Below are 26,607 nucleotides of genomic sequence, written 5' to 3'. Positions count from 1 at the left end.
AGTGACGAGAACGGCGTTTGTCAGTACTAATGCCCTGAGATCAGTTCAGATCTCGCTCGGTGAGCGCATCGACCTTGAAGTCATCAACCGCCTTGCGGATCGAAGCTTCTCTAACCATCAGTTGAAGCATTCTTCCAGTTGGTCAACACCCCAAATTTGCTTAGCAAGAGCAAAGTAGAACTCGCTCCGGAGTGCGATTGCCGCCGCGTCCGCAATCGGGATATGGTCACAGGATACTCCGCTCGTCTGCGAAAACTTTGTCCAGTTGGGCTGGTTCAGATAGAAGGACTGAGTGAGAGTCTGAGCGAGAATATTCTCATTAGAATACCGGGCCAGCTTCATCGTGTAATCCATGTCTTTCATAGAACGATTTCTTCCGCGTGGAAGCAGGATGAGGCCGCCTATCGAATTTCGAACAGTCTCAAATTCTGATTTGGATGTAAAAGGTAATCTGCTCGCGGCTTTCAGCTCTTCATTGACCTTTTCAAAAGCGTTCGGCAAGAGATGTTCTACGTCAAACGTTTTGTCATTCTTCGTTCTGTCAATGTACGCGGCAAAGCCAACTGCTGTTCCTAATTCCATACTCTCTTCAAGTTCATTGGTCAGACGCGACAGGAGATGAAGCAGATCTTGGCGCTTCAATTTGTCATAAGTAGCAAGCTTGATTGAGTCCAACTGGTCTTTTTCGGCGACGATAAGCTGATGGAGCTTAGATTTCAGATCGGTTAGCGGCAGGTCCCGTACTTGCTTGGCAACGTCGAAAATGATGTCGCGAATGTTGTCATATGTGTTCTCTTTGCCGTTCAATATGCGAACGGTAGCGAGATAATCCAAGTAGAAGCTAATCGCTCTAATCTTCTTCGCTGCAACCGTCTGAGTATCGTCTTTCCTGACAGAACTCAGTATCACCATGGCTTGAAGTGTTAAACCCCGCGCTCCGTTGTAATAAACGTGTGGCAGGTCGTCGGTTGCTGTGCGCTCCGCAAGCTTTATCTGAACGTACAAGTCTACGTAGTAGGGTAATGATTCCGTAATTAAATTTGAGAAGTCGTCACTGTTGGAGAGGGGCACTTCTTCTTTGCGATCCATAAGCCACCTATGATAACTATCGCCCACTACCTCAAAGTCTCCCGGAGAATCGCCGCTCTTCTTGCCGCGGATGGTTTTGGCATATTTAGATCGAATCCACGTCTTGAAGAAGTTAGAATCTTCGTCACTGCCCAAATCCTTGAGTTTCTTCATGGACTTGGTCCAGATCTCATGAGCTTTACGGTTGTCTCCGTCGTTATGGATGCTAGATAGCAAAAATCCCTTCAGTAGATCTATCGGGCTGAGCTTTAGTCCGCGATCATTCATGGTCACGAAAACCTTATGACCGTCCTGCTCTCGGGGAACACCGATTTCGAAGAGGTAGACGCATTCGGTTAGATAGTCAAAGAATTGCGGTAGTAATGTAGTGTCGATGATTTCGTTTGCCATTAGGACATCAATTTTTTGAAAGAGCTCCCAGAGTTGCAGCGTTCCAGAATCTTTGTTCGGAATTGAATCCACGTTGGCTGCTAAATCGTCGATGTCAAGCGGTCCGTCGATGAGCAACTCGAAGAGCTTCTTCCGAGGTGCATCCATATCTAGATTGAACTCACTTTCACCTGCGACCCGCCTCCTGATCGGCTGTTCTAGCGATGAGATGCCAGAATCCGGTGACTTGCGCGAGAAGCGTTGAGCCCAGCACAGGAGCATGCTTAACGTCGTTATCCGCTGCTGGCCATCTACAATGGCCTTGCCACCCTTTTCGACTGGAGTCGTAATTATCGTGCCGAGAAAATAAGGTTCATACCCGAGAACGTCCCGTCTTCCGTCGCCTGGCTTTCGCGCCGAGAGGAATGCTTCTTGGACATCGTTTAGGAGATCCTCGAGATGCTTATATTCCCATTTGTAATCCCTCTGGTATGTCGGCAGGACAAACTTTTGCTGTAGACAAGTATTTACCGTTTTTCGGTCGAACGTAATTTGCATCTGAACCTCAGCTGGATTGCGTTACAAGTATACCTACGATTGCCTCTGTACTGATAAGTCGGCTTGTCGTCTCTAGCGCTTATACGTGCGTCTCCCGCATCCCCAACACCCCCGCCACACCGAAGCACACTACCAGCCACAGCAGCACGTTGATCACCAGCACCACCATCGTCCCGACCGGGCCGATCTTGCGCGTGCGGAGCGGCGTCACCTTGCCGTGATCCACCTCGTAGATCATCCCCGCCTCGCCGTCGCCCATGGTGTAGAGATCCACCCGCTGGTGCTGCTCGCCAAGCTGCTTCACCGAGATCACCCAGCTTGCCTCGCCCGGTAGCTGCATCTTGCGTGTCTGCTCCTCCACCCACTTCTGTCGCTCCGGAGTCACCTGAAAACTGCAGCCCGCACCCGTCGGCGCGCTGTGCTCCAGCGCCGCCCACGGCACCGTCTCCACGTGGTCGCCGCACACGAGCAACAACGGCGCGGTGCTCTTCGGATCAAACGGGCGCGTAAACACATACCGCCCTGCGATTGCAAAAGAAACCGGAAACAGCGCCACAAACAGCCCCAGACACAACACAGCTACAACAAATCTCTTCATACTCTCCACTCAAACCTTCGGCCCAAACGGCCGGGTTATTTGCCGGCGCGCTCGCGGTTCGCCTCAATCGCCTGCCGATTTTTCGCCGCCCATTGCGAGAGCGGCAGCAGCGCCGCGCGCAGCGTCTGGCCCAACTCCGTCAACTCGTAGTCCACCCGCGGCGGTACGCTCGGAAACAGCGTCCTCGTCACAATTCCATCTACCTCAAGCCGCTTCAGGGTCAGCGTCAACATCCGCTGCGAGATGCCGCCGACGCGCCGCTGCAGCTCGTTGTAGCGCAGCGAACCGCGCGCCAACTCGCCCACAACACGGATCGTCCACTTGTCGCCGACGCTCGCCAGTACATCCGTCAGGCCCTTGCAACTCCTCGGCGGCAGCGGCGCCAGAGGCACAGAAATGTTCGTTTCGCTCAAGAAAGTGCCTTCTTGTGGAGGAATTCCCCACACACCATACTACCGTTACGCACAGGATGTTCGTGCCCTTCTGGCCCACCTCCTGCGCGAGAAAGAAGACTCCCTATGCCGCAACTCCTCCTCATTCAGGCCAGCCCGCGCGCCGAATATTCGATCTCCCGCAACCTCGCCAGCCGCTTCACCACCGCGTGGCAAACCGCGCACCCTGATGGCACCGTCGTCGAGCGCGACATCGCCGCAGCCGACCTGCCGTACATAAATCTGCCATGGCTTGGCGCGAGCCTCACGCCGCTCGAGCGCCATACGCCCGAGATGACCGACGTCCTCAAGCTCTCCAATACACTCGTCGACGAGCTGCTCGCCGCCGACCACATCGCCATCAGCACGCCGGTCTACAACTACAACATCCCCGCCAACCTGAAGTCCTACATCGACCACATCGTCCGCAAGGGCCGCACGCTCGGAGCCACGGGCGAAGGCCTCGTGCGCGGCAAAAAGACCACGGTGCTCATGGCCTCCGGCGGCGTCTACACCGAGGGCTCGCCGATCCGCGACCGCGACATCGCCACGCTCTACCTGAGGCTGATCCTGAAGGTCATCGGCATCGAGGACGTGACGTTCATCGCCGGCGGCGGCAGCAAAGTCGTCGACCTCGGCGAAGTCCCCCGCGAAACCTTCCTCGCCACCTTCGACGAAGCCATCAACACCGCCGCGAACCTGTAGTTAGCCACGAACCGGGTGCCTCCGGTCTCGTTCCCTCACACGCCCGTCACGCATCCGCGATACCATTACTCTTTGTGCGCACTTGAATCTGAGCGCGCACAACCTGTTCCTGCAAGGGTGGTAGTCGATGAGCGACAAGCGTTGGGTTTTGTTGATTGCAAGTGAAGTTGGCCGTACCGATTCGGTCTCCGATCGTGCCATGGAGCGTCTCGTCGACGCCATCGGCGACGAAGGCTACGAGGTCGTCCGTACCACCTCGCCCGAAGACGGCATTTCGCTCGTCAACTCCGACCCCAGCTACTCGGCCATCCTGCTCGACTGGGACCTCGAGACCAACTCGCAGTTTGAAGAACGCGCCGCGCTCGACATCATCCGCGGCGTGCGTCACCGCAACAAGAAGGTGCCGATCTTCCTCATCGCCGACCGCACCCTCGTCTCCGAGCTTCCGCTCGAAGTCGTCAAGCAGGTCCACGAGTACATCCACCTCTTCGGCGACACGCCGGCCTTCATCGCCTCGCGTCTCGACACCGCCATCGAGCGTTACCACGAGCAGCTTCTGCCGCCGTACTTCCGCGAACTTGTGAAGTACAACGACCAGTCCGCCTACAGCTGGGACGCGCCCGGCCACATGGGCGGCGTCGCGTTCCTCAAGCACCCCGTCGGGCAGGAGTTCCACCGCTTCTTCGGCGAGAACCTTCTCCGCTCCGATCTCGGCATCTCGTCTGCACCGCTCGGCTCGTGGCTCGACCACATCGGGCCTCCGGGCGACTCGGAGCGCAACGCCGCGCGCATCTTCGGCGCCGACTGGACCTTCTACGTCCTCGGCGGCTCGAGCACCTCGAACCAGATCGTCGGCCACGGCGTCATCGCGCAGGACGACATCGTCCTCGCCGACGCGAACTGCCACAAGAGCATCTGTCACTCGCTCACCGTCACCGGCGCGCGCCCCGTCTACTTCAAGCCCACGCGCAACGGCTACGGCATGATCGGCCTCGTGCCGCTCAAGCGCTTCACGCCGGAGTCCGTGCAGGAGCTGATCAAGCGCAGCCCGTTTGCTCCCGGCGCGCACTCGCAGCAGCCCACCTACGCGGTCATCACGAACTCCACCTACGACGGCCTCTGCTACAACGTCGATCAGGTCGTTGAGCAGCTCCGTGACTCTGTGCACCGCGTGCACTTCGACGAAGCCTGGTACGCCTACGCGAAGTTCCACCCCATCTATCGTTCGCGCTACGCCATGGGCGTGCCCGAAGAGATGGAGAACCGCCCGACGCTCTTCTCCGTGCAGTCCACGCACAAGATGCTCGCGGCGTTCTCGATGGGTTCGATGGTGCACGTCAAGCTTTCAGACACCGACCCGCTTGACTTCCACCAGTTCAACGAAGCCTTCATGATGCACGGCACCACCTCGCCGTTCTATCCGCTCATCGCCTCGCTGGACGTCGCCGCTGCCATGATGGACGAGCCCGCCGGACCCACCCTCATGGACGAAACCCTGGCCGACGCGATCAGCTTCCGCCAGGCCATGAGCTCCGTCGCGCGCCGCCTGCTGCTCGAAACCGACAACGGCCCCACGTGGTTCTTCGACGTCTATCAGCCCGAGCACGTCATCGACCCCGCCACCGGCGAGAGCATCCTCTTCGAGGATGCCGAGGACGAACTGCTCGCCACCGAGCCCTCCTGCTGGCTCGTGAAGGGCGACGACGAATGGCACGGCTTCACCGGCCTCGACTCACCCGACGATTACTGCATGTTGGACCCGGCGAAGGTGACCATCCTCACGCCCGGCGTCAACGCACAGGGCGTCATGGGCGACTGGGGCATCCCCGGCGCCATCCTCACGGAGTTCCTCGACAGCCGCCACGTAGAAATCGCCCGCACCGGCGACTACACCGTGCTCGTGCTCTTCTCCATCGGCACCTCGAAGGGCAAGTGGGGCTCGCTGCTTGAAAACCTCTTCGAGTTCAAACGCCTCTACGACACCGACGCGATGCTCGACGAAGCGCTGCCCGAGCTCGTGCAGAAGTTCCCGCACCGCTACCGCAACCTCTCGCTCAAGGAACTCTCCGACGAGATGCACGAGGCGATGATCGAGCTGAACCTCGCAGGCCTCGTCAACGCAGCCTGCGACGAAGACTTCGACCCCGTCCTCACGCCCGCGCAGACCTACCAGAAGCTCGTCCGCCACGAAACCGAACGCGTCCCGTTCAGTGAAATGGCCGGCCGCATCGCCGCCGTGATGCTCGTGCCCTACCCGCCGGGAATCCCGATGTCTATGCCCGGCGAACGCTTCGGCGGACCGAAGTCACCGGTGATGCAACTCATCCTCGCGATGGAGGAGTTCGGCAAGCGCTTCCCCGGCTTCGAACGCGAAGTCCACGGCATCGAGGTCGAAGAAGACGGCAGCTACTGGATGCGCGCGGTCATCGAAGACGACAAGCCCGCAAAGAAGCCGACGAAGCGCAAGACCGAGACGACGGAGACGATCGAAGCCAATCGCCTGCCCAGCCGCCCGGTCCGTCGCTCGACCGAGTGATACTCCGCGACACAGCATTAATTTGCCGATCCCTTCAAGGGATCGGCAAATTGCTTTTACGCCCGCAGAGAAAACGCTTTCTGAAGCCCGACGGAGAGACCGGATACCGCCGGCCCGTCACACGAGCAACATTGATGCGATAGCGGGGCTGATGCTCTCCAGGGCGCGATCAAACGGCCTCGCTTCGCAGATAGGCCCTACTTCACGCGGTACCGCTGCGCCGACGTGCTCACCTGCGAAGCCATCAGGAGCTTCATCGAGGTTTCCTCGAATGCTTTCACCAGCTCCGCGTGGTGCACACTCGGCGCGGTAATGAACTCGCCCGCATCCAAACCCGCGAGCGCCGCGTCCACGCATTCGTCCGTGTCCATCAGCGGCATGTCGCCTAACGCTTCCTTCGGCAGCCCCATCACATCCCAGATCTCCGAAACCGTGCCCGATGGAGCCACATATTGCAAGCGAACCGCGCTTTCTGCAATCTGCTGCTTCAGCGCCTGCGTGAAGTTCATCACGTACGCCTTCGTGCCGCCGTACACCGGCACCATCGCATATCCCGCAAAGCTGACAACCGAGCCAATGTTGATGATCGTGCCCGCGTTGCGCGCGAGGAACCCAGGCAACACAGCCTGCGTAAGCAGCGTCAGCGACGTCACATTCAGCGTGATCATCTTCGTCAGCGTCGTCGCCGAAACCTCCGCTACCGGCTCAATATTCGATGTACCCGCGTTGTTCACCAGCAGCGTGATCGACGCATCACCGGCAAGCCGCTTCGCCGTTGCCTCGATCCCCGCAGCGTCGCTAAGGTCAGCGACAAACGACTCCACATTCACGCCATGCTTCGCCTCAATCTCCGCTCCGATCGCCTTCAGGCGATCGCCACGACGCGCCACCAGCAACAGATCGTATCCGCGCTGCGCCAGGCGATCCGCATACACCTTGCCCAAACCCGACGACGCTCCCGTCACTACCGCCACACCCAACGCGCTACGCTTCATCTCGCTCATCAACATCCTCCACTTCCAGAATTTGCGAAAGGCTAATTTCCTACCGCTCGGTAAAAGATGTACACAGTGCGTCCGCGATTCAGATAAATTTACCGTTCGATAGGTAATTGATCCACATGCCATCATCGAGCATCTGATCTTTATGCGATCGACCGCATCAACACCGGCAGAGGAAAAGCGCGGCCCCGGTCGCCCTCGCGGCTTCGACCGCGAAACCGCCCTGCGCGCCGTGCTGCTGCTCTTTTGGAAGCACGGTTTCGACGGCACCTCCTACACCGACCTCACCGAGGCCACCGGCATGAGCAAACCGACGCTCTACGCCACCTTTGGCGACAAAATCGAGCTTTTCCGCCAGGCGATGGTGATGTACGCCGAGGAGTCCATTGCCATCTACAAGGAGGCGCTCGACCAGCCGACAGCGCGCGAAGCCGTCGAGGCCTGCCTGCTGCTCGCACGCGGCCTTCAGCCCAAAGGCGAAGAGCCGCAGGTCTGCTTCCTCGTGCAGGGCGCACTCACCGGCAGCGCCGACACTGCGGCCCTGCGCGCCGAACTCTCCGCCATGCAGCGCGAGGCGACGCGCATGTTGAAGCAGCGGCTTGATCGCGGAAAGCGCAAAGGCGAACTCCCCGTTGACACCAACACCGCCGCGCTCGCGGAATACTTCAGCTCCGTCGTCACCGGCCTCTCCGTGCAAGCCGCCAACGGCGCCGCCCCGAAGGACCTCAACCGCGTCATCGAATTAGCGATGACCGCATGGCCCGGCAAGCACTCGTAGCCAACACTCGATACACTTCTCGCTATGGCTGAGACGTCTGGTTGGATCGAGATTGAAGAGAAGCTGTCGGCACTGATCGAGGAAGAGGAATTCGAGCAAGCAGTGATAGACAATAGCCGCAACCTTATCAAGGCTTGCCAGTTTTTTGCTTCTCCAGCGCAAGTCGACAGGGGCTATAACCCCACCATCTGCTTGATCTGGACTGAGAACGAAGTCGGAGTATGTTCGGATCATTACGAGTTCTACAGCTTCCAAGATGGAGGCATGAATATTCGTCATTTCAACCGTAAGTCAGATGAACCTGTCCCCGAAGAACTCCTGCGCCAAATCGTAGCGATTCCGCATTAACGAGCGTCTTCTGGCCTCAGACGATTTCGCCGCACTGGATCCGCTGAATCACCCGCTCGGCAGTACGAAAAGCGTATCCTAAAAGACAGCGTCTTTCCCCGCGCGCGGCTCATCCAACGTTGAGAGCCTACGCAGCCGACGCATGGCTTACAGGAGTCCGCAGTGCCTTCAGTACCAGAAACGATCCACCTGATTCAGATTGGTGAACAGGCAGGAGCCGGCAGCACTTGTTCCGCAGCCCTCGACGACAACCCCTGGCTGCACGACGCCGACCACAGCTACGGTCCCGGCGCTTCTATCGACGATCCGCTCCCGTCGGATGCGCCCAGGCAAGGCGTTCTTCCCGCAGAGTATCGTCAGGCCTCGCGCGAAGAGCTCGACCTCCGCATCCGCGCCGCCAAGGCCGCGCTCGGCGAGCGTCTCGTCATCCTCGGCCATTTTTATCAGCGCGATGAAGTCGTGAAGTATGCCGACTTCGTGGGCGACAGCTTTCAGCTCGCGCAGGCCACCAAGAAGACGCCGAATGCCGAAGCCATCGTCTTCTGCGGCGTCCACTTCATGGCAGAAACCGCCGACATGCTCTCCGGGCCGAACCAGGCCGTCATCCTGCCGAACCTCGCCGCAGGCTGCTCGATGGCCGACATGGCCGACCTCGACGCCGTCGAAGATTGCTGGGAAGAGCTGACCGCGTTGTTCGCCTCGGATCCGGGTACCCCACATCTCGATTCTGGAGATGTGGGTTCGCAGAAACTCCAGCCGGTCATCCCCGTCACCTACATGAACTCCTCGGCCGCGCTCAAGGCCTTCTGCGGACGCCACGGCGGCGTGGTCTGCACCTCGTCGAACGCGCGCTCCGTGCTGGAGTGGGCCTTCGCCCGCGGCCAGCGCGTGCTCTTCTTCCCCGATCAACACCTCGGCCGCAATACCGCCAAGGCCATGGGCATCTCGCTCGATCAGATGCCGCTCTGGAAGCCCGAAGTGGACCTCGGCGGCAACACCGAGCAGGCTCTTCGTGACAGTAAGGTCATCCTCTGGCACGGCTTCTGCTCCGTACACAAACGCTTCTCCGTCGAGCAGATCGCCATGGCCCGCCAGCGCCATCCCGGTGTGCGAGTCATCGTGCACCCCGAGTGCACGCTCGAGGTCGTCGAAGCCTCTGACGAAAACGGCTCCACCGACTACATCCGCAAGGCCATCGAAGCCGCGCCCGCAGGCAGCATCTTCGCCATCGGCACCGAGATCAACCTCGTGCAGCGCCTCGCGAACGACCACCCGGACAAGACGATCTTCTGCCTCGACTCCATCGTCTGCCCCTGCTCGACGATGTACCGCATCCACCCCAGCTATCTCGCGTGGGTGCTCGAAGCCTTCGAGCGCGGCGAAGTCCTCAACCGCATCACGGTTGACGAAGCCACCACCAGCGACGCGCGCATCGCGCTCGAACGCATGTTGGCCCTCGCCCCCGGAAAGCCTGTGAGCGCAGCATGAGCCAACGCCTTCACGTAGCGGTGGTAGGAAGCGGCATCGCGGGCCTCATCGCCGCACTGCGCTTGTCCAAGCAGCACGATGTCACGCTCGTCACCAAGAACGAGCTCGCCGAGTCCAACACACGCTGGGCGCAGGGCGGCATCGCTGCCGTCATGTTCGAAGACGACAACGTCGAGAACCACATCATCGACACGCTCAACGCAGGCGCAGGCCTCTGCGATCCAGCTGCCGTTCGCGTCCTCTGCGAAGAAGGCCCGGAGCGAATTCAGGACCTCATCCGCTTCGGTGTGCAGTTCGACAAGCGCAACGGCGAACTCGCTAAGGGCCTCGAAGCCGCGCACTCTTACCCGCGCGTGCTACACGCAGGCGGCGACTCCACCGGCCTCTCCATCGAGATGGCGCTCGTCCACGCGGTGTGCTCGAACAAGGCGATCACCGTGCTCGAGCACACCTTCGTCGCCGACATCCTCACACGTAACGACCAGTGCATCGGCCTGCACCTCATCGACCGCCCCCAAAACGGGAAACAAGAGCGCTCACGCATGTTCACCTCGGACGCGGTGATTCTCGCCTCTGGCGGCGCCGGACAGCTCTACCTCCACACCACGAACCCCTCGGTCGCCACGGGCGACGGCACCGCAGCGGCCTTCCGCGCTGGAGCCGAGGTCGCCGACGTCGAGTTCTACCAGTTCCACCCGACCGCGCTCGCGCACGCCGACACCTTCCTCATCTCCGAAGCCGTGCGCGGCGAAGGTGCCGTGCTGCTCGACGCACATGGTCGCCGCTTCATGCAGGCCGTCCACCCGGGCGCCGAGCTCGCCCCGCGCGACATCGTCGCTCGCGGCATCGCTATGCAGATGGCCGCGCAGAACGGCGCACCCGTGATGCTCGACGCCACGCGCCTCGGCGGTTCGTCGCAGCCCGAAGTCGAGGAGTTCCTCCGCACGCGCTTCCCCTCCATCGACGCCGCCGTGCGCCGTCGCGGCATGGACTGGTCGCGCGAGCCGATCCCCGTCACCCCCGCCGCGCACTACTGGATGGGTGGCGTACGCACCGATCTGTACGGCCGAACCTCTGTGCCACGGCTCTTCGCCGTAGGTGAAACCGCCTGCACCGGCGTTCACGGAGCCAATCGCCTCGCCTCGAACTCGCTGCTCGAAAGCCTCGTCTACGCCTGGCGTTGCGCCGGCCTCTTCCTCGGCGAACACATCGCGCCTAGCGCCTCTCTCGACGCCCCCGCCGAGTTCGACGCCAACGAAGTCCGTGCGCTGGCTCCGCCCTACGCCGCAGAGCGTACGATCGACCGCCGTGGCATCCAGTCGCTCATGTGGAACGCCGCAGGTATCGAGCGCAACGCCGAAGACCTCACCACCGCGCTTGCGGAGCTGAAGTCCACACGCGTTGAAGTCCGCAGCATCGCCGACCGCGAGACCGCGAACCTGCACCTGCTCGCGCGCCTCGTCACCACGGCCGCGCTCGCCCGCACCGAAAGCCGCGGGGGCCACTTCCGCAACGACTTCCCGAACCCCAACCCTGCATGGGCGCGCTCGCTGGTTTACGCCGACCGCTCCACACCAGTCCGCATCCCCGCAAACCCTCTCTTCGCCACGCGCTAGGAGAGGGTTTGCTCTGGACAGCCGGACTCTGGACAGCTGGACTCTGGATCACTGGCATTCCGGTGTATTCCTGACAACTGAACACTGACCACCTGATCTCTGGAAGAACCATGAAGCCCGCCTCCGCTCTCGTCGAATCCCTCGTCGCCGCCGCCCTCGCTGAAGACGCCCCCTGGGGCGACCTGAGCGCGCAGACCTTCGTCCCCGCCGACGCCACGATGACCGCGCAGCTCACCGCCCGCGAAGACGGCGTGCTCTGCGGCGAAGCCCTCTTCGCGACCGCGATGGACCTCACCTCGGGCGCCATCACCACCATCTTCCGTGTCCACGACGGCGAGCACTTCACCAAGGGCACCGTTCTCGCAACCGTCGAGGGCCCCGCACGCGCCATCCTGCAGGCTGAGCGCGTCGCCCTCAACTTCGCGCAGCGCCTCTCCGGCATCGCCACGCAGACCGCGAAGTACGTCGCCGCGACGGCAGGCACCTCGACCCGCATTACCGATACCCGCAAGACGACGCCCGGCCTGCGCCAGCTCGAGCGTTACGCCGTGCGCTGCGGCGGCGGCCACAACCACCGCTTCTCGCTCTCCGACGCCGTCATGCTCAAGGACAACCACCTCGCCGTGCTCACGCAGAATGGACAGCGCCCGCTTACCGAAGCCCTCCGCGAGGCCGCGCGCGCACTGCCGCACACCACGCACATCGAGGTCGAGGTCGACCGCATCGACCAGATCGAGCCCGTGCTCGCCTCCGGCGTCGTGAACACCCTCATGCTCGACAACTTCAGCCTCGACCAGCTTCGCGAAGGCTCCGCGCTGGCCCGCAAACTGGCTCCCAGCGTCCTCATCGAGGCTTCGGGCGGTATCACCCTCGAACGCATCCCCGAACTCGCTGCCGCAGGCGTGGACATCATCTCCGTCGGCGCTCTCACGCACTCGGTCCGCGCTCTCGATCTCGGCCTCGACGTCGCGTAACGGACATCGCGTGCGGAACGCGGCTTTTGGAACGACATGCTCCAAACCCCTGTATCCATTGGTTTGGAACCCTGCTCGACACGAGTGCACCGCTCGCCACGAATCTTCGAAGGTACGAACAACCGCGCACTTCGCGCACATTTCCCTTGCGCCCGGTTCCAGCGCTAGTTACTTTACGGCTAATGGCACATATGCACACAGCGCTGCCGGTTGAGTCCGCAGCCCCCGTTGACAACGCCTCCCCGGCACCGATCAATATCGGTACGACGATCCGTGGTTTTCGTCTGCAAAAGGGCATGTCGCAGGGCGACATCGAGAAGCGCACCGGGTTGTTGCGCTGCTACCTTTCGCGCGTAGAAAACGGCCACACCGTGCCTTCACTCGAGACGCTGCAGAAGATCGCCGGCGCGCTCGACCTGCCACTCAGCCACTTCTTTGCCGAGGCTCCCATCAAGGATGTCCCCGGTACGTCGCTCTCCGCCGACGACATCCGCTTCCTCACCCAGGTGCAGCGCTACTCCGCCAACCTGACGGAGAGCGATCGCCGCCTACTGCTCGCCATGGTGCGCAAGTTCGCGGCTACGGCCTCCACCGTTTTCTAGATTTCAGCCCGGGTACGACAAAGGCCGCTCTCACGAGCGGCCTTTGTGATTTGTGGCTTGGCGATCTACGCGAACTTGGACAGCGCGTAGCCAATCATCGACAGCCCCAGCAACGCGGCAGCGAAGGTGACACGCTGCCGGGCGCGGTAGGGTTCTTTGCCGACGATCATGCGGCTGAAGAGCGGCCATCCCAGCAGCAGACCACATAAGAAACCGCCCAGGTGCGCCGAGTTCCCCACGCGAGGTGCATCCTCCACGTTGATGTGTAGCAACCGCAGCGTGCGCGGCGAGAGCATCGGCACGAGGTCCGATCCCCAGCCCAGCACAAGGTTCGCCACGGCAAACAGCCCTACCTGCGCACGCAAGCTTCGAATCTCGCTCCACGGCACGCCATCGCGCGCGAGTCCACGGTTTGAAAGCAGCACAATCAGAATGCCGGCGATGCCAAACACCGCGCCAGACGCACCGACGATCAGCGTCGGCGTCTTCGCCAACACGCCCAGAGCGATCGACAACAGGTTCCCGGCGATGCCTGTCAGCGCATAAACAGCCACCAGGCCGTAGCGCCCCAGCAAACGCTCACCGAAGAGCCCCAGGTTCCAGAGACACCACAGATTCAGCAGGATGTGCAGGGTCGTGCCGTGCACGAAGCAGGCCGTGAGCAAACGCCACCACTGGCCCGCGAGCACATACTCACTGTCGCAACCGCCGAAGCGGACCAGGGATGCTCCATCAAACTGTGCGGTGAAAACGCGCAGCCAGTCATGGTGGAAGAATGCCGTGGATAGCGGACTGCCCGGCAGCATCGCCGCAAAGACAATCAGATTCACCGCCAGTAGCGTGTACGTCGCCGGATAGCTCCACCAGGAGTCAGGACGCTCGGCAGCCTGCTCCGCAGGCACAACTTCGCCCTCGCTCAGTACAGGATGAGTATGGGCAAATTCGAGTTCTTGCGTGGAGTTCAAATCTACCGGTCCAGAGTGATTGTCTAGACCAGTTTACGCGGCGTCAATCTTGCGATCGACACGATCTTCGCTGGAAACCGCATCTGCAGGACGCATCCGCTGGCGCAAAGCGGCCGAAACCATGCCGCCCATCGGCGTTGCCATAGCGACAAGGCCCCAGAGCAGCAGCGAAACCACCACACCCGCGATCGCCACGGCTTCAAGGCCGATAGTCACGCTCGCAGGCAGACGGGCCAGCAGTCCAGCCGACTCCTCCGGATGCAGCTTCAGATGCACGGCAGCGATATGCCGATACGCTTCCAACCGGCGCAGGACCACCGCGGCCAGCAAAAACGCCACAAACGACAGCGTGGTCGCGGCCATCAGCAGTACATCCACCGTGCGATGCAGGCGCTGCTTGCGGCGGCAGTGCGAGCACTCCGCCAGATGCGCTTCGTAATCGACGCGAAGATCCGCCGGAATCTGCGAGATGTCATAACGCCATCCGCTCAGGATGGCACCAACTACGGGGTCGGTGCAGGTCTGGCGCGAATTAGCAGAATTTGTCGGCATGGATCGTTCTACCTAGTTTACTAGATGCTCACGGGGAACGAAAGCCGCAATTGCCGGCGGTGCTGCGAACGCTATAGCTGGATCGGCTCGATCGGCTCGTGCTGCGCGGCCAGAACGACGCGGTTTCCAAGCAGGCTCAGGCGATTTCCCAGCGCGCGTTCGGCGGCGATGCGCGCCAGTTCGGGCAGATTATTGGACTCGCTCAGGTGTCCCAGCACGATCGTATGCGCTCCGCCGTCGTAGTCGCGCAGCAGATACTCCGCTGTGGCGTCGTTCGACAGATGCCCCACGCGCGAGAGCACGCGCTGCTTCACGCTCCATGGATACGGGCCGTCCTTCAGCATCTCGAGGTCGTGGTTCGACTCCAGCAACATCACGTCGACGTTCTTCAGCGCAAGCTTCACGTTCGGCGGCATATAGCCCAGGTCCGTCGCAATCGCCATCCGAATCGTTTCCGTCGTCGCATGAAACACAAAGCCGCACGGATCCGCGGCGTCATGCGGGATCGTGAAGGGGTTCACCTCCAGCGAGCCGATGCGGAACGGCTGGCCGGCCTGGAAGTACTCCACCGCAGGCAGAAACGCGGGATCGGGCTTATCTTTGGCGGCTTCAGCGGGCTCGCACTCGGCTTCGGTCGCCGCAGCGATCAACGTTTCGAGCGCTTCAGCGTCCTCCGCCGCAATGCTCTCTTCAACGATCGCTTCGTCCGCCAGCACCGTGTGTGCCGGAGCGTGTTGAGCGATCGCCGCAGCCTCGCGCTGCTCCTTCTCGCTCTGAATCTTCGCCAGCCATTGCGCGTACGTCATCGTCTGTCGCGGACGCACCATGCGCATCCATGCGCGATGCGTCGCCTCGGTGAAGAACACCGGGATCTTCAGCCGTCGCGCCAGCACTGAAAGCCCCGCAACATGGTCCAGATGCTCGTGCGTGATCAGGATGGCATCGAGGCGAGCGGGGTCTTCCCCAACCATCGCCATGCGCTTCAGAATCTCGCGGCAGCTCAGCCCCGCGTCCACCAGCACCGACGTTCCCGCCGCGCTGATGATCGAGCAGTTGCCCTTGGATCCCGAAGCTAGTACCGACATCTTCACGGCTTTCAGAATACCGCTCGGCACTGTGACAATCAGCCCCGCGCCGTCATGCGATGGCGCGAGTTTTGTTTGTCATCCCCGTAGGCGATTCGCGTTTCGCGCATGACGAAACTGAATCATCGCCACGCTACGACTTACTCGCTGAAAACTCATCCGCTGACATACGGGCTGCAACAGAAAGCGGCACCGTCTCCGGCGCCGCTTCTTTGAATTCCCGTCGGTTACTTCGCTCCACGCAGCGGCGCGAGGAAGTTCACAATCGAGCGCATGACTACCTCTTCGCGCTGGTTGTAAACCGTCGTCCGCGAACGCACAATGCCAAACGTCGGTCGCGACTGAGAGTGGCGCGTCGACAGCAACTCGCTCTCCGTGCGCAACACATCATCGGGGCGCACCGGCAGCAGCCAGCGCATCTCTTCCACGCCGGCGCCGATGATGCCGCCAGCAATCTTGATCGACTCCACGCGCAAGCGCATGACGATCGCTGCGGTAAGCCATCCCGAGGCCGCCAGGCCCTTGAAGAAGGAGCTCTCGCCCGCAGCTTCGTCCAGGTGGAACGGTTGCGGATCGTACTGCTCAGCGAATTGCTTGATCTCTTCAGCCGTCACCTTATACGTGCGTGGCGAGGTGAACGTCATGCCGGGGTACAGGTCTTCAAAGTACAGCTCTTTCAGGGTGTCCATCCAGTGCCCTCCTCCGTTGTGGGAGCCAGTCTATTCCGATGCCGGTGCGATCGTCGCGCATCACGTCCGATGATCGCGCACTCTTTCGCTTCGTGTCGGGCGAAGCAACAGCTTAAACTCAAACACGACACGCGACCGTGAACAAGATCCTCAAAAGCGAAAATCTCCGCGCCCTGCGCCAGCTCGCGTCCGAGTCCGTCGAGCTCATGTACATCGACCCGCCCTTCAACACCGGCATGGTGCAGAAGCGTCGCCGCATGAAGGCCGTTCGCGATGATTCCAGCGAGCGCGTGGCCTTTGGCGGCCGCCGATACCGCATCGAATCCACCGGCGACCATCCTCGTTATGAGGACGACTTTGACGACTACATCGGCTTCCTGCGTCCACGCGTTGAAGAGGCCCGCCGTATCCTCACCGCGCAGGGCTCGCTCTTCCTGCACATCGACCCGCGAGAGAGCCACTACTGCAAAGTGATGCTCGACGAAGTCTTCGGCCGCGACTGCTTCCAGAACGAAATCATCTGGGCCTATGACTACGGCGCGCGCCCGAGCAAACGCTGGCCCACCAAGCACGACACGATCTTCTGGTACACCAAGCACCCGACCCACTACACCTTCAACCTCGCCGCTGCCGACCGCATACCCTACATGGCGCCGAAGCTCGTCGGCAAAGAGAAGGCCGCGCGCGGCAAGACTCCAACGGACGTCTGGTGGCACACCATCGTCTCCCCCACCGGGAAAGAGAAGACCGGCTACCCTACGCAGAAGCCGCTCGGCATCCTCGAGCGCATCATCAAGGTGCACTCGAACCCGGGCGATCTCGTGCTCGACTTCTTCGCAGGCTCCGGCACCACCGGCGTCGCGGCCGAGAAGCACGGACGCCGCTACCTGCTGATCGACCAAAGCCCGGAGGCCATCGCCACCATGCGCAAGCGATTGAATCAGAGGACTGCTAAGTCCACCAACAAGACGCTCTAAGTCTTGCCGCGACGAAGTACATCGCGTAGAGTCTTCCTAAACCTCCATGAAGACCTTTTCCCTCGCTGCGCTGTCGGTCGCGTCATTGTTGTCGCTTTCCCTGAATCCCTCCAGCCTCCATGCTCAGGCTCCCGTCCGAAGGTCGTGTGCAGTCATCACTGCAGAGCCGACCGAGGGCGAAACGATGATCTCCTCGCATCGCTACAAAGATGCGGAGTTGCTTTATCAGGCAGCCATCGCTAAGGATGCCTCCAACATCGAAGATCATCTCGGCCTGGTGCGCGCCTACATCGGCGAAGACATGGTGCCCGAAGCACGCGCCGCGTCCGACGCGATGCTGAAGAAGTTTCCGGACAACTCTCTATCCCTCGTAGCGCAATCGGAGATGTACTACCGGGCCGGAAACGCCGATGAGGCGCAGCGCATCGCCAATAAGGCCGTCATGCAAAACCCCTGCGACGCCAGGGCTCATGCGGCCTTGGCAAATGTCGCTGAGCTGCGAGCGTTCTACGCTACCGCCGCTCACCAACTCGACCTGGCCGCCCGGCTCAGCCCACACGATGAGTTGATCCACCGCGATTGGATGTTCTATCAACCTCGGAAGAAGCGCCTCGAGGAACTGGAGAAGTACCTCACGGGCCCGAACTCACTGGCCGAGGACGAGAAGGCGAGCTTTAACAACATCGCGGAGCACCTCAAGGCGAGGCACGTCAACGAGTGCCACATCACCTCGACTTCAGAGACCGCGAAGGCGGCCATGGCACCGATGTTCGGTGACTCGAGACATCCCATCGCCTATGGCCTCGACGTTTCGCTCAACGGCAAACGTCGCCGCATGCAGATCGACACCGGAGCGTCGGGTATTCTCCTGACGAAAGAGGCCGCTCACTCCCTCGGCCTCAAGCCTGAGATTCAGCGCACGGTGGAAGGCGTTGGCGACGAGGGCTCCGCGGACTCCTACCTCACCCACGTCAAGACGATCCGCATCGGCGATGTGCAGTTCGAAGACTGCATGGTCGAAGTCTATGACGACAAGAAGAGCCACATGTCCATCGATGGCCTGATCGGCATGGACGTTTTCCAGAACTGGCTCGTCACTCTCGACTACCCGAACGCGACGCTGCGGCTTGCTCCCCTGCCGAAGCGCCCCAACGAAGCCAATCAGGATACGAAGCTCGAAACCGCGAACCCGGAAGCCAGCGAAGACACCTATCACCCGCAGGACGCGTATGTGAACGCCCCTGAGTTGAAGGGCTTCATCCCCGTGGCGCGCATCGGTCACGACATCCTGTTGCCCTCCACCTGGGTCGACAAGAAGAACAAGCTGAGCGATCGCGATCACTATCTGATCATGGACACGGGCGCGAGCGCGACCAACATCTCGCCGGCAATGGCCAAGGAAATCGGCAAGCTGCATGGCTCGGACGTGGAGTTCACCGGACTCTCCGGAAAGGTCAAGAAGGTGTGGGAGTCGGACTACTCGGCCATGCGCGTCGCCAACCTGATCCTGCCCGGTGCCGAGTACTTCGTGCTCGATAACAAGTCTCTCTCGCACAACATCGGCTTTGAAACCGACGGCCTCTTCGGATTGCCGACGCTGCAACGCCTCACCATCACCATCGACTACCGCGACAACATGGTCAAGCTGAACTACGATCCCAACCACGACATCGTTCGCTTCTAAGAACTGCGCAGGACGAAAGCGTCGCCATGATGGCGACGCTTTCTGCTTACGTATTCTTCGGGTCCACGGACTTGAAGCCGTACGTCTCGTAACGCGTCTCCATATTGCCGTTGCGCACGCTGACCATGGTGTAACCTTCCGGCGCTCCCATGTGCGTTCCGTGCCACCAGTTGCCGCTCACAGCGCCTGAGGTCACGTACGGCACGCCATGCCAGGTCACCTGCTCGTTGATGTGCGTATGGCCTTGCAGCACACCGATCACGTTGTGGCCCTCGAAGAGTTGAATCACGTCCTTCGAGTTCACAATCGGCCCCGAGTGCACCGACGGCTTCTTGTCGGGCTCGACGTAGCATTCCATCGCCGTCACCAGCGGGATATGCGTGCTCACGATCACCGGCTTCTCGCTGCCCTGCGCGGCGAGGTCCTTCGCCAGCCACGCAATCTGCGCATCATCGATGCGTCCTTCGTAATGGCGGTCCGCCGTGATGCCGATCGAGTCCAGCACGACAAAGTGCACGCCCTTGTGATCGAAGCTGTAGTACAGCGGGCTGATGTGGTCGGCATAGTACTTCTTGCCGAACAACGGATCGTTTAGCGCCACGCCGCTCTTCGCGTATACGCCGATCACATCGTGGTTGCCGATCGTGTGATACGTCTTCAGCCCCAGGTCCTGCTGCGTCTTCTCATACAGATCAAACAAAGCCAGCGAGCGCGTCGTCGGTACGCCCAGCGAATCGAACACATGGTCGCCACCCTGCAACGCGAAGTCCGCATGCTCCTTGCTCATCTGCCTGAACGCCATGGAGCAGCCCTGCGAAGCATTCAACTCCGGCTCAATGTGCGTGTCCGTCAGAAACACGAAGTTGAAATCTTCATGCTTCTTCGCCGTGGCGGCGACGGCGAGCGAAGGCGAGAGTGCGGCAACGGATGCGGCAGCGCCAGCACCCGCCAGAAAACGGCGGCGCGAAAGAGAGCGAGCAAAGGAGTCCATGCTCTGCACTCTATCCATGCGATGTGAACAGCATTTGAAAATCACAGTCGCTTTGCGATGCACTGGCGCATTGTCCATCAAATCGTGTACTGTGTTGCCGACACCTGAGGAGACCTCCTTTTATGCCTTTAGGCAAACGATTGCTCTCAACTGCGCTACTTTGCGCCACGCTTCCACTTGCTGCTCAACAAACGCCGACAGAACACATCGCCGTCGATGCCAACGCCGCGACGACGCCCTTCCCGCACTTCTGGGAACACGTCTTCGGCTCCGGCCGCGCGCACCTCGCGCTGCGCGAGCCCTATCGCAAAGACCTGGAAGCCGTGCACGAAGTCACGGGCTTCGAATACGCCCGCTTCCACGGAATCTTCCACGACGAGAACGGCGTTTACACCGAAGACATCGACGGCAAGCCGCACTACAACTGGTCCACCGTGGACGAGATCTACGACGGCCTGCTGAAGCGCCACGTGCGCCCGCTCGTCGAGCTCAGCTTCATGCCGAAAGCACTCGCCTACAACCCCGACGCCCTCCACGCCTTCTGGTACAAGCAGAACGTCTCCGGCCCCAAGAGCATGGCGCGCTGGAACGACTTCATGCGCGCGTTCGCACAGCACATGATCGAGCGCCACGGCATCGACGAAGTCTCGCAGTGGTACTTCGAAGTGTGGAATGAACCGAATCTGGACTTCTGGATCGGCGTTCCGCAGCAGAAGACCTACTTCGAGTTCTACGCCAACACGGCGAAGACGCTGAAGTCCGTCAGCCCGCGCCTCCGCGTCGGCGGGCCGGCCACCTCCTCCGCGCATTGGATCCCCGAGTTCATCGCCTACATGAACGCGAACCATGCGCCGGTAGACTTCGTCTCCACCCACGGCTACGCGGACGACTCCACCGAAGACTACTTCGACAAGACGATGGACATGCCGAAGGACGAGCGCGTCTGCAAGGCCATCGCCAAGGTGCACGACCAGATCAAGGCCTCCGCCATGCCTAACGTTCCCCTCTTCTGGACCGAGTGGAGCGTGCAGGGCCAGAACAACTCGCGCGACACCATCTTCACCGGCCCCGGACTGGCCAACACCATCCGCCAGTGCGATGGCTTCGTGGACGAGATGAGCTGGTGGACCTTCTCCGATGTTTTCGAAGAAGGCGGCCCCATCCTCCACCCCATGAGCGGACAGTTCGGCATTCGCGGCAAGTGGGGCATCAACAAGCCGGCGTTCTACGACTACGCGCTGCTGCATAAGCTCGGCGAGAAGCGCATCGCCTCCACCTCGGACGACGCGATCATCACGCGCCGCGCCGACGGTTCGCTCGTCATCGCCGCATGGAACATCGTCGATCCCGACGCCGCCAACGAGAAGAACGAAGTGGACAGCGAAGGCCGCACGAAGGCCGACGCCGGCATCCACGGCCCCGAGAAGACCATCGAGCTCGACCTGAAGGGTGTCGCTCCCAATGCAAGCCTGACAATCGAGCGCGTGGACGCCACGCACGGTAACGTGCTGCCGAAGTTCTGGGCCATCGGCGCGCCGGACTATCCCACCGAAGCGCAGGTCACCAAGCTGAACGCCGAGACCGCACTTCCCGCCCCCGAGCGCGCCAAGCTCTCCAACGGCAAACTCACCCTCAAGCTCACACCGAACGCGTTAGTGCTCGTCACGATCGCGCCACGGTAAACAAGGTCGTCTCCATGGGACGCAGGCTTCTTCGCACCTCCATCGCGAAGCAGCCTGCGTCATTTTTTTGTTCGCAGAGCAGCTCATCGAGATCTGCGCTTTCTCACGCGGCAACTATGCCGTAGGATCGAAGAACCCAATCACTCCATCGCATCAGCGATATCTCAGGACCTTCGGCTTTGCTGAGTTTTTTGCCCCACCGCATCCTCCGCGCCAGCGTCTTTATTCTTACGGCTACGCTGACCACCGCGCGCCTGAAAGCCCAGACCGCGTGCACCATCCAGCCGGAAGAACATCTCACCGCAGTACAGCAACTCATCAAAGACAAGAAGGCTCAGGAAGCCTACGACCTCGCACGGAAGAACGCTGATGCCCTCTCGGCAGACACCGCTCCCGAAGCGGACTTCGTCAAAGCGCAAAGCGACTTGCTTCGCGCAGGGATCTTCAGCCGTCAATATCGCAGAGCTCTAACTGACGCGGAAGCAGCTCTGAAGCGATACCCGCAAAGCGCGATCCTGAATGAGCTTGTAGGGTGGGCGCACTTCTCGCGAGGGGAGATCAGCCTTGCCATCGCAGCGTATGAAACCGCGTTGAAGCTTGATCCCTGCTCAGCCCGCATTCACTTCGACATCGCTCGCTATAACCATCTCAACGAGCAACACGTCAGCGAACAGAAACAACTTCGCGTCGCACATCAACTCGCGCCGAACGATCCGACCATCACCAAAGCCTGGAAGGAGTTCGAAGCCAACTCCCTCTCTGCCAGCGAGATCACTGACCGCACTATTCGCTATCTCGCACGCACCGATCTTAGCCCCAAAGATCGCGCCGCCGCAGAACATGACCTCGCCGTGACGCAGAGCTACAGCAAGGGTTCGTGCCACATCACACATCCCGTCGAGAAAACCACGATCCCGATGGTCGACGTCGGTCTAGCGATGACCTATGCAGGACTCTCGATCGGCCTGAACATGAGCTTCAACGATAAGCCGGCAACGCTACAAATCGACACGGGGGCGTCCGGCATTACGATAAGCCAGCGCCTCGCAAAGGCTGTCGGGCTTGTCTCTGAAGCACGCGTCTCCACGTTTGGGGTTGGAAGCGACGGCAACATGGCCGAAGACACTGCGCACGTTGAGAAACTGCGCATCGGCGCTCTCGAGTTCGAAAATTGCATGGTTCACATCATGCGTTCCGAACGACTCCATCAGGACGGCCTCATCGGCACAGACGTCTTCGCTCCCTGGGTCGTGACACTCGACGCCAACCATCATCAATTGCGCCTCTCCCCCTTGCCGCCTCTCCCCGGCGAGTCCGCAGAGAACACGTCACTTCCCACCTTCGGCTACCGCGAGCCCGCCACGCCGCGCAATCGCTACACACCACCGCAGTTCGCGACGTGGACACCCGTATATCGACAGCATCATCTGCTGCTTTTTCCGACGAGCGTGAATGAACACCCAGCGCGCCTGTTCATCATGGATACCGGAGCCTCCGCGCAAGGCGTTATCTCCATCGACGCGGCCCGCGAAGCTACCAATGTGGAGGCAGGAGGCAGGACCGTCGTGGGCCTAAGCGGCAAGAGCGAATCTATGGATACTGGCGACTACACACTCACTTTCGCCCATGTTCGCGACCAATACATGCACGTCCCCGCGCTGCCCCTCTATCAGTTAGAGACAAGTGGCGGCGTGAACATATCTGGCCTCATCGGCTTCAGCACTCTGCAGAAGCTTGTCATTTCCATCGACTACCGCGACTCGCTCGTGCTGGCCATCCCTATCGCCAAGGCGAAGAGCTCGCCTTACTAGAGCCCGTTCTCCGAACAACACAAAACGCCCCAGCGAAAGCTGGGGCGTTTCCATTGTTGAGACAGCATTAGTTCTTGTGCTGTGCCGAAGCGATCTTCTCTTCTGCCACGCGAGCGTCCGTGTTGGCTTCGTCGTACTTCTCACCATCGTCGCCAGCCTGGTTCCAGAGCTCATGAGCTTCCTGGAGTTCAGCCTTCGCGGCGTTGACGTCGATCTCTTCCGGATGCAGCGCAGTCTCCGCGAGGATAGTGACGCGCTCCGGCAGGACCTCGACGAAACCCCAGGCCACAAAGAAGGTCTGCTCGCCGGACGCACCACCGTGGAGGCGGACTTCACCAGCGCCAAGCTCGGCCAGCAACGGAGCCGCGCCATAGAGCGCCTCCATGTAGCCGGTCAGCGCGGGAAGCTCCACCGCCGACGCCGTCGAGTCGAAAACGACTCGATCTGGCGTGACAATGCGCACCTGCATCAGGCCCGAGTTGTTGGTTGCGTCTGCCATTGCTTACGCCTGTGCCTTCAGCTTTTCGGCTGCAGCGAGAACGTCCTCGATGCCGCCCTTGAGGTAGAACGCCTGCTCAGGAATCGAATCGTGCTTGCCTTCGATGATCTCCTTGAACGAACGCACGGTGTCTTCCACCTTGACGTAAGCGCCGGGGATACCGGTGAAGATTTCCGCCACGTGGAAGGGCTGCGACAGGAAGCGCTGCACCTTACGCGCGCGGGTCACCGTGAGCTTGTCCTCTTCCGACAATTCGTCGATACCGAGGATGGCGATGATGTCCTGCAGGTCCTTGTAGCGCTGCAGAATACGCTTCACGCCCTGCGCCACGTCGTAGTGCTCGTCGCCGACGATGCGTGCCGAAAGGATACGCGAGGTGGAGGTGAGCGGATCCACGGCGGGGTAAATGCCGAGCTCCGACAGAGGACGCGAGAGAAGCATCGTCGCATCGAGGTGAGCAAAGGTCGTCGCCGGAGCGGGATCGGTAATATCGTCGGCGGGCACGTACACAGCCTGCACCGAGGTTACCGAACCCTTCTTGGTCGACGTAATGCGTTCCTGCAGCTCGCCCATTTCGGTCGCGAGGTTCGGCTGGTAACCTACCGCCGACGGCATACGACCGAGCAGCGTCGATACTTCCGAACCCGCCTGCGTGAAGCGGAAGATGTTGTCTACGAAGAGCAGCGTGTCCGCGCCTTCTTCGTCACGGAAGTATTCCGCAACGGTGAGGCCGGTCAGCGCCACGCGCAGACGAGCTCCTGGCGGCTCGGTCATCTGGCCGTAAATCAGCGCCGCTTTGCTCTTGTTGAAGTCGTTCGGATCGATAACGCCCGACTCCTGGAACTCGTGCCAGAGATCGTTACCCTCACGGGTACGCTCACCTACACCAGCAAATACCGAGAAGCCACCGTGCTTGGTCGCAACGTTGTTGATCAGCTCCTGAATCACGACGGTCTTGCCGACGCCGGCGCCGCCGAACAGGCCGATCTTACCGCCCTTCAAGAACGGGAGGATGAGGTCAACGACCTTGATGCCCGTCTCGAACATCTCTTCCGAGGTCGCCTGCTCATCGAACGCCGGAGCGAGACGATGAATCGGGCGGTGAGCCTTCGCGTTCACCGGGCCGAGCTTGTCGACCGGCTGACCGAGCACGTTCAGCACGCGGCCCAGGGTCTCACGACCCACAGGAACCGTGATGCCGGCGCCCGAGTCAATCGCCTTCATGCCACGCACCATACCATCGGTCGATTCCATGGCGATGCAACGCACACGGCCTTCGCCGAGATGCTGCTGCACTTCCACCGTCACGTTGATGGGCGCGGGAGTGTCGAAGCCTTCGCTCGTAATCACGAGCGCCTGGTAAATCGGCGGCATCTTCGACTCTTCGAACTGAACATCCACGGCCGGGCCGGAGATGCTGATCACTTTGCCAATGTTTTGTGTATCTGCCATAGTCTCTCTTCGCGTTCCTTAGAGCGCTGCCGCTCCTGAAACGATTTCGATAATTTCCTTCGTGATCGCTGCCTGACGCACGCGGTTCATCGTCAGTGAAAGCTTGTCGATCAGCTCACCGGCGTTCTTCGTCGCTGCATCCGTCGCCGTCATACGCGCTGCATGTTCTGCAGCAATCGACTCGAGGATCGCGTGGAAGATCTGCGTCGTCACATAACGAGGCATCAGGTGGCGGAAGAGCTTCTCGGGCGGCTGATCGTAGATGTAGTCCACGTCCGCCGTACCGAACTTCTTCGCTTCCGCTTCTGCAACCTTGTCTTCGGTCTCGATGACGTGGACGCCGGAAGCCGCTGCAGCCTTCGCCGCCGCTTCCTTCTGCTCTTCCGTCATCTCTTCCGCTGCGGTGATCTCATGCGAACCCAGTTTGCGGATCGGCAGAAGCTTCTCCACCACCACGCGCTGCGCAATCACGCTCTTGAACTCGTTGAACACGATGTACACCGAGTCGATCTCCGCATGTTCGTAGCGCTTGATGATCGCCTCGGACATCTTCGTGATCTCGGTGAAGTCACCCTTCACCAGCAGCGTCGGATGCTCGACTACGACTTCGACGTTCTCCGCACGATGACGAATGTCCTCGATGTGCTTCGAAAGCTCGTTGTCGTAAAGCTCTTCCTTGTGCTCGTACACCGCTGCAGGGTACTTGCGCTTATAGAAGCCGATCGCCTTCTTGCCCACAGGCTCGATGTCGATGGTCTGGCCAGCAGCGCGACGCTCATCGATGAACTTCTGCGCGGCCTTGCCAATGTTGGAGTTGAAGCCGCCCGCGAAGCCCTTGTCACCGGCGACCACAATCACCAGAACATTCTTCTCTTCGCGCTCTACGAGCAGCGGGTGCATGATGCTGCCGGTCTCTTCATTGAAGAGTTCCGTGCGACGCACCAGCGATTCCAGCACAGCCGTCAGCATCTGCGCATAGGGGCGGGCCTGAAGGGCACGCTCCTGCGCACGACGCAGCTTGGCCGCCGAGACCATCTTCATGGCCTTGGTGATCTGCCGCGTGTTCTTCACGCTGCGGATGCGCCGCCTTAGATCGAGTACGTTTGCCATTCTCTGTCAGCTTCTCG

At 60.8% G+C, this 26,607-nt stretch carries 24 protein-coding genes; 12 read left to right on the top strand and 12 right to left on the bottom strand.

The genetic code is table 11. From position 1 onward, the window contains the following. Positions 1-117 precede the first annotated feature (117 nt). From OHL11_RS16500 to OHL11_RS16490, 3 genes are all read right to left on the bottom strand, one after another. The gene (locus OHL11_RS16500; protein WP_263372643.1) at positions 118-2,016 is read right to left on the bottom strand and encodes a DUF262 domain-containing protein; all 1,899 of its coding nucleotides are present in this window, start codon (positions 2,014-2,016) and stop codon (positions 118-120) included. A gap of 79 nt (positions 2,017-2,095) precedes the next feature. After that, a complete protein-coding gene (locus OHL11_RS16495) occupies positions 2,096-2,614 on the bottom strand; it encodes a hypothetical protein (protein ID WP_263372642.1) in 519 nt (172 codons plus the stop codon). 35 nt (positions 2,615-2,649) lie between these two features. Continuing rightward, on the bottom strand, positions 2,650-3,027 hold the full coding sequence (locus OHL11_RS16490; RefSeq protein ID WP_263372641.1) for a winged helix-turn-helix transcriptional regulator: 378 nt from the start codon (positions 3,025-3,027) through the stop codon (positions 2,650-2,652). A 105-nt stretch (positions 3,028-3,132) separates the two neighbouring features. Here OHL11_RS16490 and OHL11_RS16485 point away from each other — a divergent pair, with 105 nt between their 5' ends. Together OHL11_RS16485 and OHL11_RS16480 are read left to right on the top strand one after the other, a co-directional pair. After that, a complete protein-coding gene (locus OHL11_RS16485) occupies positions 3,133-3,750 on the top strand; it encodes an FMN-dependent NADH-azoreductase (RefSeq protein ID WP_263372640.1) in 618 nt (205 codons plus the stop codon). A gap of 127 nt (positions 3,751-3,877) precedes the next feature. Continuing rightward, positions 3,878-6,286 (top strand): Orn/Lys/Arg family decarboxylase, encoded by a 2,409-nt coding sequence (locus tag OHL11_RS16480; RefSeq protein WP_263372639.1) that lies wholly within the window; start codon positions 3,878-3,880, stop codon positions 6,284-6,286. 197 nt (positions 6,287-6,483) lie between these two features. Here OHL11_RS16480 and OHL11_RS16475 read toward each other — a convergent pair whose 3' ends face one another. Beyond that, complete coding sequence (locus OHL11_RS16475; RefSeq protein ID WP_263372638.1) at positions 6,484-7,290, bottom strand: SDR family NAD(P)-dependent oxidoreductase; 807 nt, start codon at positions 7,288-7,290, stop codon at positions 6,484-6,486. Between the two features lie 142 nt (positions 7,291-7,432). Between OHL11_RS16475 and OHL11_RS16470 the strand changes: the two genes are divergently transcribed. The 6 genes from OHL11_RS16470 (at position 7,433) to OHL11_RS16445 (ending at position 13,093) form a co-directional block, all read left to right on the top strand. After that, positions 7,433-8,065 (top strand): TetR/AcrR family transcriptional regulator, encoded by a 633-nt coding sequence (locus OHL11_RS16470; protein ID WP_263372637.1) that lies wholly within the window; start codon positions 7,433-7,435, stop codon positions 8,063-8,065. Positions 8,066-8,089: 24 nt separating this feature from the next. Further along, a complete protein-coding gene (locus OHL11_RS16465; protein WP_263372636.1) occupies positions 8,090-8,413 on the top strand; it encodes a hypothetical protein in 324 nt (107 codons plus the stop codon). A 162-nt stretch (positions 8,414-8,575) separates the two neighbouring features. Then, complete coding sequence (nadA, locus tag OHL11_RS16460) at positions 8,576-9,901, top strand: quinolinate synthase NadA (protein WP_263372635.1); 1,326 nt, start codon at positions 8,576-8,578, stop codon at positions 9,899-9,901. Next, positions 9,898-11,517 (top strand): L-aspartate oxidase, encoded by a 1,620-nt coding sequence (nadB, locus tag OHL11_RS16455; RefSeq protein ID WP_263372634.1) that lies wholly within the window; start codon positions 9,898-9,900, stop codon positions 11,515-11,517. Before nadA ends, nadB begins: the two co-directional genes overlap by 4 nt. Positions 11,518-11,627: 110 nt before the next feature. Continuing rightward, positions 11,628-12,491, top strand: a complete 864-nt coding sequence (gene nadC, locus OHL11_RS16450; protein ID WP_263372633.1) for a carboxylating nicotinate-nucleotide diphosphorylase — start codon at positions 11,628-11,630, stop codon at positions 12,489-12,491. Between the two features lie 191 nt (positions 12,492-12,682). Beyond that, positions 12,683-13,093 (top strand): helix-turn-helix domain-containing protein, encoded by a 411-nt coding sequence (locus tag OHL11_RS16445; protein ID WP_390236401.1) that lies wholly within the window; start codon positions 12,683-12,685, stop codon positions 13,091-13,093. Between the two features lie 65 nt (positions 13,094-13,158). On the opposite strand, the gene OHL11_RS16440 is transcribed toward OHL11_RS16445, so the two are convergent. From OHL11_RS16440 to OHL11_RS16425, 4 genes are all read right to left on the bottom strand, one after another. Further along, complete coding sequence (locus OHL11_RS16440) at positions 13,159-14,058, bottom strand: rhomboid family intramembrane serine protease (protein WP_263372631.1); 900 nt, start codon at positions 14,056-14,058, stop codon at positions 13,159-13,161. Positions 14,059-14,091: 33 nt separating this feature from the next. After that, positions 14,092-14,610 (bottom strand): hypothetical protein, encoded by a 519-nt coding sequence (locus tag OHL11_RS16435; RefSeq protein WP_263372630.1) that lies wholly within the window; start codon positions 14,608-14,610, stop codon positions 14,092-14,094. Between the two features lie 71 nt (positions 14,611-14,681). Beyond that, positions 14,682-15,695 carry an MBL fold metallo-hydrolase gene (locus OHL11_RS16430; protein WP_263372629.1) on the bottom strand — a complete coding sequence of 338 codons (1,014 nt, stop codon included), beginning with the start codon at positions 15,693-15,695 and terminating at the stop codon, positions 14,682-14,684. A gap of 227 nt (positions 15,696-15,922) precedes the next feature. Then, a complete protein-coding gene (locus OHL11_RS16425) occupies positions 15,923-16,384 on the bottom strand; it encodes a MaoC family dehydratase (protein ID WP_263372628.1) in 462 nt (153 codons plus the stop codon). 137 nt (positions 16,385-16,521) lie between these two features. Between OHL11_RS16425 and OHL11_RS16420 the strand changes: the two genes are divergently transcribed. After that, a complete protein-coding gene (locus tag OHL11_RS16420; RefSeq protein WP_263372627.1) occupies positions 16,522-17,361 on the top strand; it encodes a DNA-methyltransferase in 840 nt (279 codons plus the stop codon). A 46-nt stretch (positions 17,362-17,407) separates the two neighbouring features. Next, positions 17,408-19,045, top strand: coding sequence for an aspartyl protease family protein (locus OHL11_RS16415; RefSeq protein WP_263372626.1), 1,638 nt, complete (start codon positions 17,408-17,410; stop codon positions 19,043-19,045). Positions 19,046-19,091: 46 nt separating this feature from the next. Here OHL11_RS16415 and OHL11_RS16410 read toward each other — a convergent pair whose 3' ends face one another. Beyond that, the gene (locus OHL11_RS16410) at positions 19,092-20,036 is read right to left on the bottom strand and encodes a metallophosphoesterase family protein (protein WP_263372625.1); all 945 of its coding nucleotides are present in this window, start codon (positions 20,034-20,036) and stop codon (positions 19,092-19,094) included. A gap of 122 nt (positions 20,037-20,158) precedes the next feature. On the opposite strand from OHL11_RS16410, the gene OHL11_RS16405 reads away from it, so the two are divergent. Then, positions 20,159-21,718, top strand: a complete 1,560-nt coding sequence (locus OHL11_RS16405) for a GH39 family glycosyl hydrolase (RefSeq protein WP_263372624.1) — start codon at positions 20,159-20,161, stop codon at positions 21,716-21,718. 179 nt (positions 21,719-21,897) lie between these two features. Beyond that, a complete protein-coding gene (locus OHL11_RS16400) occupies positions 21,898-23,529 on the top strand; it encodes an aspartyl protease family protein (protein ID WP_263372623.1) in 1,632 nt (543 codons plus the stop codon). Positions 23,530-23,596: 67 nt separating this feature from the next. Here the strand turns inward: OHL11_RS16400 and atpC are convergent, their stop codons facing one another. The 3 genes from atpC to OHL11_RS16385 are packed head-to-tail and all read right to left on the bottom strand — an operon-like array spanning position 23,597 to position 26,590. Beyond that, positions 23,597-24,028 carry an ATP synthase F1 subunit epsilon gene (atpC, locus tag OHL11_RS16395; RefSeq protein WP_263372622.1) on the bottom strand — a complete coding sequence of 144 codons (432 nt, stop codon included), beginning with the start codon at positions 24,026-24,028 and terminating at the stop codon, positions 23,597-23,599. 3 nt (positions 24,029-24,031) lie between these two features. Further along, positions 24,032-25,480 (bottom strand): F0F1 ATP synthase subunit beta, encoded by a 1,449-nt coding sequence (atpD, locus tag OHL11_RS16390; protein WP_263372621.1) that lies wholly within the window; start codon positions 25,478-25,480, stop codon positions 24,032-24,034. An 18-nt stretch (positions 25,481-25,498) separates the two neighbouring features. After that, positions 25,499-26,590, bottom strand: coding sequence for a F0F1 ATP synthase subunit gamma (locus OHL11_RS16385; RefSeq protein ID WP_263372620.1), 1,092 nt, complete (start codon positions 26,588-26,590; stop codon positions 25,499-25,501). Positions 26,591-26,607 lie beyond the last annotated feature (17 nt).

Origin of the sequence: Granulicella cerasi (genome assembly GCF_025685575.1) — a bacterium.
GTDB classification, from domain to species: domain Bacteria; phylum Acidobacteriota; class Terriglobia; order Terriglobales; family Acidobacteriaceae; genus Granulicella; species Granulicella cerasi.
Note: the sequence above shows the minus strand (reverse complement) of the source record. Positions and strands in the feature narration are given on the sequence as shown.

Coding starts and splice junctions, on each gene's coding strand:
- OHL11_RS16425 (WP_263372628.1), bottom strand. CDS start 16,384: ATGGACACCCTGAAAGAGCTGTACTTTGAAGACCTGTACCCCGGCATG.
- OHL11_RS16500 (WP_263372643.1), bottom strand. CDS start 2,016: ATGCAAATTACGTTCGACCGAAAAACGGTAAATACTTGTCTACAGCAA.
- OHL11_RS16405 (WP_263372624.1), top strand. CDS start 20,159: ATGCCTTTAGGCAAACGATTGCTCTCAACTGCGCTACTTTGCGCCACG.
- OHL11_RS16430 (WP_263372629.1), bottom strand. CDS start 15,695: ATGTCGGTACTAGCTTCGGGATCCAAGGGCAACTGCTCGATCATCAGC.
- OHL11_RS16495 (WP_263372642.1), bottom strand. CDS start 2,614: ATGAAGAGATTTGTTGTAGCTGTGTTGTGTCTGGGGCTGTTTGTGGCG.
- OHL11_RS16415 (WP_263372626.1), top strand. CDS start 17,408: ATGAAGACCTTTTCCCTCGCTGCGCTGTCGGTCGCGTCATTGTTGTCG.
- nadB (WP_263372634.1), top strand. CDS start 9,898: ATGAGCCAACGCCTTCACGTAGCGGTGGTAGGAAGCGGCATCGCGGGC.
- OHL11_RS16410 (WP_263372625.1), bottom strand. CDS start 20,036: ATGGACTCCTTTGCTCGCTCTCTTTCGCGCCGCCGTTTTCTGGCGGGT.
- OHL11_RS16435 (WP_263372630.1), bottom strand. CDS start 14,610: ATGCCGACAAATTCTGCTAATTCGCGCCAGACCTGCACCGACCCCGTA.
- OHL11_RS16485 (WP_263372640.1), top strand. CDS start 3,133: ATGCCGCAACTCCTCCTCATTCAGGCCAGCCCGCGCGCCGAATATTCG.
- OHL11_RS16385 (WP_263372620.1), bottom strand. CDS start 26,590: ATGGCAAACGTACTCGATCTAAGGCGGCGCATCCGCAGCGTGAAGAAC.
- OHL11_RS16475 (WP_263372638.1), bottom strand. CDS start 7,290: ATGAGCGAGATGAAGCGTAGCGCGTTGGGTGTGGCGGTAGTGACGGGA.
- nadC (WP_263372633.1), top strand. CDS start 11,628: ATGAAGCCCGCCTCCGCTCTCGTCGAATCCCTCGTCGCCGCCGCCCTC.
- OHL11_RS16470 (WP_263372637.1), top strand. CDS start 7,433: ATGCGATCGACCGCATCAACACCGGCAGAGGAAAAGCGCGGCCCCGGT.
- OHL11_RS16480 (WP_263372639.1), top strand. CDS start 3,878: ATGAGCGACAAGCGTTGGGTTTTGTTGATTGCAAGTGAAGTTGGCCGT.
- OHL11_RS16465 (WP_263372636.1), top strand. CDS start 8,090: ATGGCTGAGACGTCTGGTTGGATCGAGATTGAAGAGAAGCTGTCGGCA.
- atpD (WP_263372621.1), bottom strand. CDS start 25,480: ATGGCAGATACACAAAACATTGGCAAAGTGATCAGCATCTCCGGCCCG.
- atpC (WP_263372622.1), bottom strand. CDS start 24,028: ATGGCAGACGCAACCAACAACTCGGGCCTGATGCAGGTGCGCATTGTC.
- OHL11_RS16445 (WP_390236401.1), top strand. CDS start 12,683: ATGCACACAGCGCTGCCGGTTGAGTCCGCAGCCCCCGTTGACAACGCC.